This window comes from Indolivaga macrotermitis (assembly GCF_900128985.1).
Lineage (GTDB): Bacteria > Bacteroidota > Bacteroidia > Bacteroidales > Dysgonomonadaceae > Dysgonomonas_A > Dysgonomonas_A macrotermitis.
The window spans coordinates 67997-79650 of sequence record NZ_FQUC01000010.1; the positions used below are offsets into that span (position 1 = coordinate 67997).

The window sequence follows — 11654 nt, forward strand, 5'->3', positions numbered from 1 at the left end:
TTTAAATCTGAAGTTGATTACTGATCGACTGTATTGTATCGATTTTTAACTCAAGAATAGAGTATTATTCATCTTAAGGCAATATCTTTGCACCTCAAATAGAATCTGTTTATGAGCAGAAGAAAATTACATCAATGAAAATAGGCGATATACAATTTGCAGAAAATCCTGTATTCCTTGCCCCGATGGAGGATGTTACGGATATGAACTTCAGGGTACTATGCAAAACCTTTGGGGCAGACATGGTTTATACCGAGTTTGTGTCGAGTGATGCCTTGATAAGGCATGTGAATAAGACAAAAGAGAAACTTACTATATGTGAGACCGAACGTCCGGTTGCCATACAAATATATGGCAGAGAGGTAGATGCAATGGTTGAGGCGGCCCGGATATGTGAAGAGGCCAACCCAGATATTATTGATATAAACTTTGGGTGCCCTGTAAAAAAAGTGGCCGGTAAGGGAGCAGGATCGGGTATGATGAAAACTCCCGAACTGATGGTGGAGATTACCCGGGAGGTAGTGAAAGCTGTAAAACTGCCGGTAACGCTCAAAACGCGGTTAGGATGGGATCACGAATCGAAAATCATAGTTGAACTTGCTGAACAGTTGCAGGATGTAGGTATACAGGCACTTACTATACACGGGCGTACCCGCAGCCAGATGTATACGGGTGATGCCGACTGGTCGTTGATTGCCGATGTAAAGAATAATCAGCGGATGCATATTCCGGTAATCGGAAATGGAGACGTAACTACTCCCGAAATATGTAAGCAACGTTTTGATGAAACGGGGGTGGATGCCGTAATGATAGGACGTGGGGCAATAGGCAACCCCTGGATATTCAAAGAAGTGAAGCATTATCTGGCAACGGGTGAAAAATTACCTGCCGAGTCTTTTGGTTATTATATAGATATATTGAAAAAGTATATCATGGAAAATGTAGAAGAAGTAGGAGAGCGGGGCGGAATTATACATAGCCGCAGGCATCTGGCTTCGAGTAATTTGTTCAAAGGGATTCCCGATTTCAAAAAGACCCGTATAGCTATGTTGAGGGCTTCTACTGTGGGAGAGCTGTTTGAGATAATGGATAGTATTCCTCAAAATTATGAAGTAGAGTAAATAAGGCCTCAGACCTTTTTTATTGCTTTGGTATGTATAACAACCAAAGACTGTTATAAATTAAAAGTATATCATTAAATACTATCTGTTACTTAATATATAAAACGAAACCGGACACTGGTTTCACAACTAATGTCCGGTGAGTAAATTGAGTTTATTTAAAGAAGTATTGATTATCGTTGAGTTACAAATGAGTTTGTAGGGATACTGTTATCAATTTTCACGTAATTGATAGATAGACTGTTGTCTTCTGGGTTTCTTTCGTATACGGTATATGCTGTATTGTTTTCCCATTGTTCTGAAGATTTTTTCCATTTTGTATAAGCTATAGCCATAACCTGATTATCCGGGTTATACAGATAAATGTATTTAGCTTCATTCTCCCATTTATTGGAAGTTTCGTTCCATTTTGAGATAACACGTTCTACTGTATTCCCTGACTGGTCGTTGATATCGAAATAACGTTTGAGAGGAGTCAGGTGTTTTTCGTTCTCACCTTTGTATGTAATTGTTTCCTGAGTGCCGGACTGTTTATCGATTGTAACATTTTTATAGATATTTGAACCTGTACTTGCAAATACATTACCGATTGAAAATAATACGCTTGCTACTATTGCTATAATTGATGTTTTCATGACTGTTTATTTTTTATTGTTATTTTTCTAAGATTGATTTTATCCCTGTTATAAATTACTTATTGAGTTCTGCGTGAAGTTTTTGGGCTTCTTCTCCTTTTATATTATTGATCACCAACTTTTCTTCCTCTATATTCTGTTGATAAACGGTGTATGTAATGTCTTTTTCCCATTGTTTGAAATTGGCATTCCATTTGATATATCCCAGTACGACAACATCTCCGTTGGTATTACATTTGAAAATGTATTTTTTAGAGTTTACCCATGATTGTGACACTCCATTCCATACACATATTTTCCGTTCTGTTATGTTTCCTGCATCGTCGCGGGTGGTTGTATACTGTTTCACGGGAGTTAAGTATTTTCCATCTTCTCCGCTATATACTGTGGTTACTTCTCTGTTGTTTTCGTCTACTATCGTATTTTTATAAAGATTAGACGTTGTTCCTGTAAAAATGTTACTGATTGAAAGTAATAAGCTTGCTACTACTGCGATAACTGATGTTTTCATGACTTTTTATTTTTAATTATTATTTTTCTGAAATTATTTCTGCTTCTGTTACAAATTATTCCAAACCTGTGCCAAAAAACATAAAATGCTATAAGTCAATGATCTGTGTTTGTCTTGCTATCTTCTTGTTGTAAATAAATTTTACAGTATGAGTTTTTATTCTTTACACTTGTTGAACTCTTTCTATTCTATTAATTAATAGTGAAACCGGTCAAAGAATCGTGCTTGTACTCTACACTGATGCTATTTTTAATACTATCAGGAGAGCAGATCAAAGCATTTGAGATTTCGGTTTCCGAATCCTGGCTCAATACGTTTTCCTGTTGAAGTAAAATATAACTCGTTACAGCAAGAAACAGGGCCGAAATAACTGCAATTATTGTATTCATTCCTTTATTTTTTAGATGTAAGACACCTGATACGAAAAAATCGTACCTGATTGTGTTTGATAATATAATTTGGAAAAAAGCCGGATATTAATTTCCCAACCGATATCCGGCAACATTGAGTTAATTGAAGTTCAGGTCTTAACCTGTAATTTTCGAGTAGGTATAGAACCTCTTGTCTTACCTACGTGAATATTGTATTTCTGTTCCCTTTAATTAAGACTGCCGTCAATAGGGAAATGTTACACTTGCGGATGATTTTTTTTAAAAATCGAAGTCGAAATCGAAATCATTCGGAGACCATCCGTAGTGCCAGGAAGTCTTTGCGAAATCTCTGGAGTCGGGAAACCGGCTGTCTATTTTGACTTCTTTCGATTTAGGACGGGTGATCACTATGTTGAAATACTCGCGGTCCCACTGTTTTTTCTTATTGTATAAGCGTGGATTAATAGTTACCAGCGAATCCTGCATCTGTACATCGAATTTGGCTTTATCCGCTTTAGCTTTAGCTTTACGCTTACTTGAAGCAAATGCCTTTTTATTAATCTCGATAGAGAAATTCTGTGCTGTGGTGTCTTCCACTACTCTGATGGATGGTACAAAAAACCACGAATCGGGATTCCCTTCCAGCTTATATGTATATTTAGAGGCTCCTACCAGATCGGCTTGTTTATACAAGTTACCGATATTAATATAAAGGGTATCGGCCTGGGTTTGAGGTTGTATAATCTGGCTCTCCGATGACTGGTGCTTATACTGTTGCGCTATATGTGTTGTTACAGATGCACCATAGCCACAGGCAACCACCCATATTCCAAAACCAATGCCTATAATGATCAGGTCACGCGAGGTAAACTCTATCATAATGCGGATCCCTATATAAATAATAATAAGTGCTGGGATAAACCAGACCAGTATAAGTGTTATACCAAGATTGGCGTTGCTGAACCCGAGTATTGTAGTTAATTCATTAAAGGTTGGTAGCCCTGTTGCAGGAGCGAAAAAGAACATTGCTGCACCTGCAAGAATAATGCTGATACCGGTTAAATAACAAATCAGTCCGACAAGTATCTTAAGTGTTTTGATCAATACGCGTCCTGCGGCAGCTCCTTTTTTCTTTACCGGCAGATTACCACTTTGTATATTTTCGATAGTAGGAGTCTTACCCGACATTGCCAGTTTCTGGGCGAAAGTGCGTGCTGCAGGCATCACTATCCACAAGATGAAGTATAATAGAAAGAAGAATGCACTGATTTTGTGCGATAACGGATTGGATACGGAAAGTAATATAAGGTAGATAACACGTACCATCACCGGATCGAGGTTGAAGTAATGCCCGATACCGCTACATACCCCGCCTAATATGGCATTGTCGGTATCACGATAGAACCTTTTGCCGATAGAAGCCGGTCTTTTGTCGTCTTCGGCAGTATCTGACGTTGGGTTATCCGAAGCTGATTCATCTTCAAAATCTTTCGGGTTACCCATTATCTTGATGATATCTTTCGCGTCTTCGAGTGTGATAACTCCATCTGTTTTGGCATTTTTCAGCTGGAGCAGTTCGCTCATACGGGCTTCTATGTCCTGAATGATCTCAGCACCTTCATCTTTGGTCGAAAAATGCCGTTTGAGGTTTTCGAGGTATGCTTGCAGCTCCTCATATGCGTCTACATCCAGTGTAAAGGCGTATCCTCCTATGCTGACTTTAGTTGTTTCTTTCATGTTATTTTGTTTTTATCTTTCTTCTGTATTATAATCCTTTTGTATCTACATGTTTATAGTACGGACTGTGAATAATTATTTCGAAGCTGGTAGCATCCCATTTCTTACCGGTGTTATAAACCGGAGGGGATAATGCAATGATTGAATCTGCTATTTCGAAATTGAATACCGCTTTTTGTGCTATTTGTTGCGCTGTAATCGAATCTTGTGCATAGCCTTATTCCCAGAAAAAGATCTTTGATAGTCATATCCTTTATTTTTTGCGTATACGTGCTATTGTATTAACAAGGTCGGCCCATACATTGTCGAGTTCTGCCAGTACTGCTCTTCCTTTGTCGGTGATCGAGTAGTATTTGCGGGGAGGTCCCTGTGTCGATTCTTCCCAGCGATAGGTAAGTAGTTCCTGATTCTTCTGGCGGGTAAGCAACGGATACAGTGTTCCTTCCACCACGATCATCTCGGATTCCTTCAGTTCGCTGATAATGGATGATGCATAAGCATCTCCTTCCGATAAGATACTCAGTATACAGTATTCGAGTATACCTTTCCTCATCTGGGCTTTTATATTATCTACATTTATTGGTTCCATAATTTTACAATTTTGTAACTGACTACAATTTTCTTCATATACTAACGGGTAAGTTTGTATTTACTTGTTACCCGAATAGTTCTTGATATTTTCGGCGGTAACCGATTCGCCACGCATTTCCATCTTCTGGCTTACAGTCAAAGCCTCGGGCATAGCAATCCACAGTACGATATAAATTAATAGTGTAGACCCATACAAAAACAAGGCTACGATGAATATGATACGCATAAGGGTTACATCTATATTGAAGTACTCGGATAAGCCGCTACATACACCTGCTATTTTTTTATCTTCAGGGTTGCGATATAATTTTTTTTCTGATCTCATTTTCTTATTATTTGAATTGTTTGTATTTGTTTCTTTATTTCCGGTTTGATTGTTTGCTCCTGCCTGATCGATTTCTCCCAGACATTCGATTACGGTATCTACCATTTTTTCGTCCACTACCTGGCTTGGATATTTTATTTCTTTCTGAAATAATTCTGATACCCGTATTTCGATATCTTCCATTATTTCTTTGGCATCTTCGGTGGGCAATGTTGCCTCAAACCTTGCTAAATAAGATTTTAGCTTTATATAGGCGTCGTCTTCGATAGTAAAGTTGATACCTCCTATATTTACTTCAACTACTTTTTTCATGACATTTTTATTTAGTTTATGCTTATACCTTGTTTTATGTATTGCAAATATATGTAATTATTTTAGTACTATGCAATACATAATACCATAAAAATAATACTACCTTGTATTGTGTTCGTTTCAATGTATTGTTTATTAGGTGTTTATGTTTTTATTAATTTCTTTTCGTTAAGAAAAATTAACTATAATGATTCTGTTTTTTATTTATTACCTTTGTGAAAAGACTTCGAATATGCCTCTGGTTTCTGTCATATTACCTGTGTTTAATGCAGAGCGAACTATATCGAAATGTATCGGTAGCGTGCTTTCGCAAACGTTACACGACTTCGAATTGATTATTATTAATGACGGAAGTACAGATCTGACTTTGTCTATATGCGAAGAATTCATTCTGAAGGATAATAGAATCATTGTTCTGAATCAGGAAAACAGGGGTGTGTCGTATGCCCGTAACAGGGGGATTGAAAAGGCTTCGGGGAAATATCTTTGCTTTGTCGATTCAGATGATTGGGTAGGAGAGCGGTACCTGAAAGCGTTTTTCAAAGATGGTGAGATTGCTGAAAAGGAGATCGTTTTTCAGGATTGTATTGAAGAGTCGGAAGGACGCTCGTCGATCAAGTGCAATTTTCAGGTGAAAGAGTATAATTCATCTCGATTAAGTGAAGTATTCAATGAGCAACGGTTATTGAACTTCGGATATCCTTTTTGTAAATTGTACCGGAGGGATGTTATAGAGTCTCACGGTATCAGGTTTCGTGAGGATATATTCTTTATAGAAGACCGGATTTTTTTGCTTGAATATATCCAATATATGGAGAGTTTCCGGTTTTCGGACGAAGCTCATTATCATTATACTTTCAGCCACGGGCAAGAATCGCTAACCTTCAGGCACAACTCTTTTGAGTCTGAGATTAATGCATACTATATTGAAAAGGGCTTACTGAAAAGCCTGACCCGGCAATTCTCGCTGAATGCTGAAGCTGTGCATTATTGGAAGTCGTGCAATGGTTTTTTGCTTTACCGGGCTTTACGGACTATCTACCGTCCCGAATGGCAGAAAAACTTCGGAGAAAGACAAGGTATTTTACGAGAGCAATATTCCGAAGAGAATATTTATTGCCTCAGAGCATATAGCCGTGCATATCTGGGAGAACTTCTGAACCGGACGGCCGTCCGGCTATACACCCACAAGTGTTTTTATACTTATGATCTTTATACCCGGTTCTTCATTTTTATCAGGTACAGAATGTCGTTTGTCTGGCAGATTTTCAGAAAGGTTGTGAAACCTGTAACCGAATACCGGACAAAAGATCATGATTGAAGTCCGGACGCCAGTTGAGAGAGTTCGCGCTCAGCGACCAGTAACTGGTTTTCGGCATCGCCTCTGGCTCTTCGGGCTTCCTGTTGTACATTAAGCACATCATAGACCGATGTTAGTAAATCATTATTGATACGTTGCAGTGAGTAAAGGCTTACGACACCTTGTTCGCCTTCGCGGGCAATGGTATGAGTCGACCGACGAAGGGTTTTGCTATTTCTCCGTAGTACTTTATTTACAAACCGGGTGATCGTCTGCTGGGCTTCTAATGCCTGTTGCGAGTTTGCCACATTCAGCGACAGTATCATTTGGTTGCGCCACAACGGGAGTGTATTTACGAGGCACGATTGTAACTTGTCTAACAATACAGTATTGTTACTTTGTATAAGACGTATCTGCGAAGCCAGTTGCATGGCTACTACTTTGCTCAATCGAAGATTGTGGATACGGCGTTCGAGCCTGAGTGACTGTTCTTCGAGTACGGAACTTTCGTACTGTTTTGCGGGATCGGATTTCAGTAAGGGAAGTTGTGTTTCCTTTATTTTTTTCAGCAATAATTCTCCGGCATATATGTATAAGGATAGTTCTTCGAAGCATTCCTTATTTTGAAAAAACATTTTTTCGAGCAACTTCAGGTCTACAGCCAGAGTCTGGTACTGCTTTTCGATTTGTAATTCAATTTTAGCAACTGTCGATTCGATGCTCTTATACTCGCTATTGATACGGACAATACGTTTTTTATTGCTTTCGAACAGATATTTGAATTTCCAACGGCTTATCGATTTATCGAATTTCTTCAATTCGTCGACCAGAGTGGATAGGGTAGTATCTATGCTTATCGCATCTTTCGAACGCATTTGCTTCAATACTGCTTCTGAAAAACTGCCCAATTTATATTGGCTCGCTATTCCATATTGCATGGAAGAAGTATTATTCAGGTCGATTCTCGACTTGAATGTATCGATCCGTTGCTGATATTCGGGAGTTACATCCACTACCTTTTCGATAAGGTCGTCTCCTAATACGGTTAGTTTACGTACGTCTTCCATTATTTTCCTGTTAATCTAAAAGTCCTCTGTTCCTTAAATTCTCGATATATACTTCCGACTGTGCATCTATGTCCATCATATCCATCTGGAATATATTGGTCAGCTCCTGTTCGAACGCAATATGGGATGTGCCGATGGCTTCTTCTATCTTAGTCATGGAATCTAATGTCTCGGGATTGTTCAGACCCGAATTTTCGAGAATATAGTATTGTTGCAGCATCTTGGTCAAAGCTTCGAAATGACGGATGAAGAATGTTTCGCTGGCTTGCGGGTCTTTTTCCTGAATGATAAATGCAATACGTGCCATTTTGATCAGATGCTCTTTAATTTCCGCATTTTGCATCTGCTTGATCCAATATCCCAGTTCGGCGGCCAGAGTTTTACGTTCCAGTATATCGATCTGTGCTTCGAGAAATGCCAACAGGGGTTTGATCTGTACATTCGGTATAAAGTCGATATGTAGCTTGTCGTTATCTCTGGTGAGATATAAGGTACTGTTCTGAGCGCCTTTTTGATAGCTCATTTCAGTAATCTGGCTGTAAGGAAAGGATTCTACTATATCGGCCTGTTTGTTGATAAACACAAGGCGTTTCTCTGTCGCGATAAGCGAGCCTGCCTTGTTGTTAAACGAACAGGCGACTACCCGGAGGCAATTTTCATCGTCGAGAAGTGTCTCCAATAGTTTATCGGTAAATTCGGGACTGAAGTTCATCGATTTGTATTGCTTAGTTATCTGCCTTGCTTTTTTCTCGTACAATTGCTTTTGTCCTTCTTCGAGATCGAGAGGGCGCTCGTCGGCAATGGTTATTTGTTGTATCAGCGTTTTTTTATTTGCTTCCGGATTTTGGCGGAGTATATTCAGTATATTCAGAAAATCGCGAATCACACTGCGGGGTGTAAGGTACTCGGCCGCACCGGGTTTGTTATACATTTCCTCCATGAAATGGTGAATGTCTTTGTCCGAAAAATCTACTTTGACACTGTAATTGAAATCGAATATCTCCTTGAGGTTCTTCAATAAAACAAATATCTCGTTATGGTTCAGTGGCATGAGCCGGATTACGGGTTGGGCGAAATCGCGGTTTTGCGCCGTTTCGAATTTGTTGACCTGCAAACGGGTTTTCAGTGCGTCGTAACTGTAAAAGCCTCTGTCCTTGTCTTCCAGAGTCTCGGTGGTTGCGGCGAAATTCAGAAAAAGATGCTCTACTTTTCCCTGAAAGCAATCATTATACATACTCATCAGGGCTTCGTAGTTTTTTTGCCGCATCCCCGAATTATTGATCTTGTATAGGTTGATGACTTCATCGAAATTGATGACGAATCCACTGTACCCGATTTTAACGACCAGCTTTGCCAGATTTTTCAGCATATCGTAATAGTTACGGTCGTGCACTATATCCAACACTCCCAGATCGGCTTTGGCTTCGGTTTTGGTTTTGTATTCGCCTTTGAGCCAGCGGAGGGCATTTCGTTTCAGAATGTCGTCTCCGTTGATAAATCCTTCGTAATACCTCACAATGGCTAGCCCGAAGTCGAAACCGCCTACTTCGGTTATCTCATTAGTCGTTTTTATAATCGTGTTTTGTATCTTTCCGGCATATTCCGGTTTACGGATATCGGTCAATGGGATATTCTCTTCTGTTGCGGTTTGCATAATGGCTTGCTCTATCCACTTCTCAAGTAGGACGGACAAAGCACCGCCTTCGGGTTTGGAAACAATGGCAATATTGTCGACCAACGATGTATATAAAGCCTGAGCTTTGCCATCGTTGGAGTACAACCGCGAATGTGGAGTGAAATCGACATTTGCCACAACAAATTTTTGTTTTAGCGCTACGGTGGTAAGCAGATGCAGCATAAAGGATTTTCCGGAACCGAAGTCACCGATCCAGAATTTGGTCATACTGTGTCCGGCTTTTACTTCGTTCAGCGCCTGAATGAAGGTGTCTACTTCATCGGCTCGTCCAACAGTAATATGCTGTACCCCTATTTTGGGTACAACTCCTCCTGTCAGTGAATTTATTATCGCTGTTGCTTCTTTTGGTTTTATATTAACCGGATTATTAGTTCCTTCTTGCGTCATATAAGTACTTTACATTTACTGGTTTTTTTAGATGCCTTACGAAATCAGGTGTTGGTAATACTCCTTGTTAAGGGTATAATGATCGCCGTCTTCTTCGATCAGAAGGTCGTCGAGTTCTTCGTAAAACTGTTCGTTGATACCCTCTATCAGCTGGCTTTTGAACATTCCTTTTGAATGAACGAAATTATCGACTTCATCGTATTCCAGATGGAAGTTGTTAGCTTCGAACAACTTTAGAAATTCGGTTTGTAAGGTATTGAATACTGGTGACGTGTTTTCCGTCTCCTGTACATCCTGTATATTTTGAGAGTTATCGGCTATCGCTTCGGGTTCTTCGAGATATTCGTTTAGTATATCTACTACTCCGGCTAAATCATTGCGTGCGGATTGTATTGCATCGGTATCCAGAACAATTCGCCTTTTTTCTTTAATAAAGATATTTTCGACTTTCAGTAAAGAGGAGTTTAGATATGATTTTCGCTTCTTTTTCTGCTGCAACTGGCTGAGTATTTTCTCGAATTTTTTGAGTTGTTCGGGCGTATCGAATAATATTTTTTTGTCACGAGCTGTTACCGGCTTGTATTTAAAGTTATGATCGCTTGATAAGGTTTCGTAACAGAAGTAGCGAATGTAATATTGGAGTGAAGCGACTTTGTCTCTTGTCACTAAAAATTTATGAGCTTTCAGGTGTATCTCCCGTTGTGCAACTTCAGTTCCATTATTTTTGATTAAAGTGTCGATATCCGCAATAAATTTTTCAACTGCTGTATATCCTGTTTCTATATCTTCATGCTTGGTCTCAGATGTTTCAATCGTAGTATATTCTGCCTCTATAGCTTGATAAAAGTTTTTCCATCTTTCAGAATCATGTTCGTTCAGTTTCCTGTTTTCTTCTTCGTTCAGTCCAGAAAATTGAGGGATAAGTGAATCTATAACCTTTTTTATCTCGTCGGGTACTTTCGATTCTATTTCGGCTATTTTGGTATGGTAAGGCAGCTTTACTTTGAGTGCTACCTTCAGTACGTATATTGTATAGTTGAAAATGTCTAGATAGCCTTCCAGCCCGATATAGCGTTCATTCGTATGGTTTGGTAGTTCAGCCCGGAGATATTGTAAGAACAAATAAAAGGCTCTAAGCTTGAAGAAATGGACGTAAAAAAAACGCTCACCCCGGGTCTTTTCCGACAGGTAGCTCATTATTTCCTCTTCTTTTTTGGTCATATCACATCCACCCCGTATTTCCTTCATCCACTCGTCGGCGTGGGCAGGTCTTTCCCTTACTGTAGAATACAGGAACCACATAAACCAAAGAGCAGGCAGAGCGAAAAAGATACTAAAAAAGAACATCCCCATAATTCATAAAAAGCGTGTGGATGGTCAAAGATAATGAATTCTGATGATTTTCAAGGTGTCAGGTCTTTTTACATCTTTAGACAAATACATCGAAATATTAAACCTGTTGAGGGAAATCATAGGGGGATGTATTGTGTTTTATCTATTATATATAAAGAGGGGCCTTTGATATATTGAAGCTAAAAGCTAAAAATGAAAAACTGAAAATTAAGAATAAAAAAATATTCAAAAACAGTGTCACTTTTGTC

Annotated in this window: 11 protein-coding genes; 2 read left to right on the plus strand and 9 right to left on the minus strand. The window is 39.1% G+C overall.

What is annotated here, in order from left to right; translation table 11 throughout:
- Positions 1-134 precede the first annotated feature (134 nt).
- Positions 135-1121 carry a tRNA dihydrouridine synthase DusB gene (dusB, locus tag BUC12_RS13220; protein ID WP_062182297.1) on the plus strand — a complete coding sequence of 329 codons (987 nt, stop codon included), beginning with the start codon at positions 135-137 and terminating at the stop codon, positions 1119-1121.
- A gap of 173 nt (positions 1122-1294) precedes the next feature.
- Here the strand turns inward: dusB and BUC12_RS13225 are convergent, their stop codons facing one another.
- The 6 genes from BUC12_RS13225 to BUC12_RS13250 all read right to left on the minus strand — a co-directional run bounded on the left by BUC12_RS13225 (position 1295) and on the right by BUC12_RS13250 (position 5603).
- A complete protein-coding gene (locus BUC12_RS13225; protein ID WP_062182300.1) occupies positions 1295-1756 on the minus strand; it encodes a DUF3836 domain-containing protein in 462 nt (153 codons plus the stop codon).
- Between the two features lie 55 nt (positions 1757-1811).
- Positions 1812-2267 (minus strand): DUF3836 domain-containing protein, encoded by a 456-nt coding sequence (locus BUC12_RS13230; protein WP_062182304.1) that lies wholly within the window; start codon positions 2265-2267, stop codon positions 1812-1814.
- Positions 2268-2458: 191 nt separating this feature from the next.
- A complete protein-coding gene (locus tag BUC12_RS13235) occupies positions 2459-2656 on the minus strand; it encodes a hypothetical protein (RefSeq protein ID WP_062182307.1) in 198 nt (65 codons plus the stop codon).
- A gap of 261 nt (positions 2657-2917) precedes the next feature.
- Positions 2918-4375: a PspC domain-containing protein gene (locus BUC12_RS13240; RefSeq protein WP_062182311.1), complete on the minus strand. Its 1458-nt coding sequence runs from the start codon at positions 4373-4375 to the stop codon at positions 2918-2920.
- Between the two features lie 253 nt (positions 4376-4628).
- Positions 4629-4964 (minus strand): PadR family transcriptional regulator, encoded by a 336-nt coding sequence (locus BUC12_RS13245; RefSeq protein ID WP_062182314.1) that lies wholly within the window; start codon positions 4962-4964, stop codon positions 4629-4631.
- A 60-nt stretch (positions 4965-5024) separates the two neighbouring features.
- Complete coding sequence (locus BUC12_RS13250; protein ID WP_062182317.1) at positions 5025-5603, minus strand: PspC domain-containing protein; 579 nt, start codon at positions 5601-5603, stop codon at positions 5025-5027.
- Positions 5604-5790: 187 nt separating this feature from the next.
- On the opposite strand from BUC12_RS13250, the gene BUC12_RS13255 reads away from it, so the two are divergent.
- Positions 5791-6924: a glycosyltransferase family 2 protein gene (locus BUC12_RS13255; RefSeq protein ID WP_062182320.1), complete on the plus strand. Its 1134-nt coding sequence runs from the start codon at positions 5791-5793 to the stop codon at positions 6922-6924.
- On the opposite strand, the gene BUC12_RS13260 is transcribed toward BUC12_RS13255, so the two are convergent.
- The 3 genes from BUC12_RS13260 to BUC12_RS13270 are packed head-to-tail and all read right to left on the minus strand — an operon-like array spanning position 6915 to position 11406.
- Complete coding sequence (locus BUC12_RS13260) at positions 6915-7970, minus strand: toxic anion resistance protein (protein WP_062182323.1); 1056 nt, start codon at positions 7968-7970, stop codon at positions 6915-6917. The genes BUC12_RS13255 and BUC12_RS13260 overlap by 10 nt on opposite strands.
- 10 nt (positions 7971-7980) lie before the next feature.
- Positions 7981-10053, minus strand: a complete 2073-nt coding sequence (locus tag BUC12_RS13265) for a BREX system ATP-binding domain-containing protein (RefSeq protein WP_070808610.1) — start codon at positions 10051-10053, stop codon at positions 7981-7983.
- 36 nt (positions 10054-10089) lie between these two features.
- Positions 10090-11406 carry a tellurite resistance TerB C-terminal domain-containing protein gene (locus BUC12_RS13270; protein ID WP_062182327.1) on the minus strand — a complete coding sequence of 439 codons (1317 nt, stop codon included), beginning with the start codon at positions 11404-11406 and terminating at the stop codon, positions 10090-10092.
- Positions 11407-11654: the final 248 nt, after the last annotated feature.

Coding starts and splice junctions, on each gene's coding strand:
- BUC12_RS13225 (WP_062182300.1), bottom strand. CDS start 1,756: ATGAAAACATCAATTATAGCAATAGTAGCAAGCGTATTATTTTCAATC.
- BUC12_RS13255 (WP_062182320.1), top strand. CDS start 5,791: ATGATTCTGTTTTTTATTTATTACCTTTGTGAAAAGACTTCGAATATG.
- BUC12_RS13265 (WP_070808610.1), bottom strand. CDS start 10,053: ATGACGCAAGAAGGAACTAATAATCCGGTTAATATAAAACCAAAAGAA.
- BUC12_RS13245 (WP_062182314.1), bottom strand. CDS start 4,964: ATGGAACCAATAAATGTAGATAATATAAAAGCCCAGATGAGGAAAGGT.
- dusB (WP_062182297.1), top strand. CDS start 135: ATGAAAATAGGCGATATACAATTTGCAGAAAATCCTGTATTCCTTGCC.
- BUC12_RS13235 (WP_062182307.1), bottom strand. CDS start 2,656: ATGAATACAATAATTGCAGTTATTTCGGCCCTGTTTCTTGCTGTAACG.
- BUC12_RS13250 (WP_062182317.1), bottom strand. CDS start 5,603: ATGAAAAAAGTAGTTGAAGTAAATATAGGAGGTATCAACTTTACTATC.
- BUC12_RS13270 (WP_062182327.1), bottom strand. CDS start 11,406: ATGGGGATGTTCTTTTTTAGTATCTTTTTCGCTCTGCCTGCTCTTTGG.
- BUC12_RS13260 (WP_062182323.1), bottom strand. CDS start 7,970: ATGGAAGACGTACGTAAACTAACCGTATTAGGAGACGACCTTATCGAA.
- BUC12_RS13230 (WP_062182304.1), bottom strand. CDS start 2,267: ATGAAAACATCAGTTATCGCAGTAGTAGCAAGCTTATTACTTTCAATC.
- BUC12_RS13240 (WP_062182311.1), bottom strand. CDS start 4,375: ATGAAAGAAACAACTAAAGTCAGCATAGGAGGATACGCCTTTACACTG.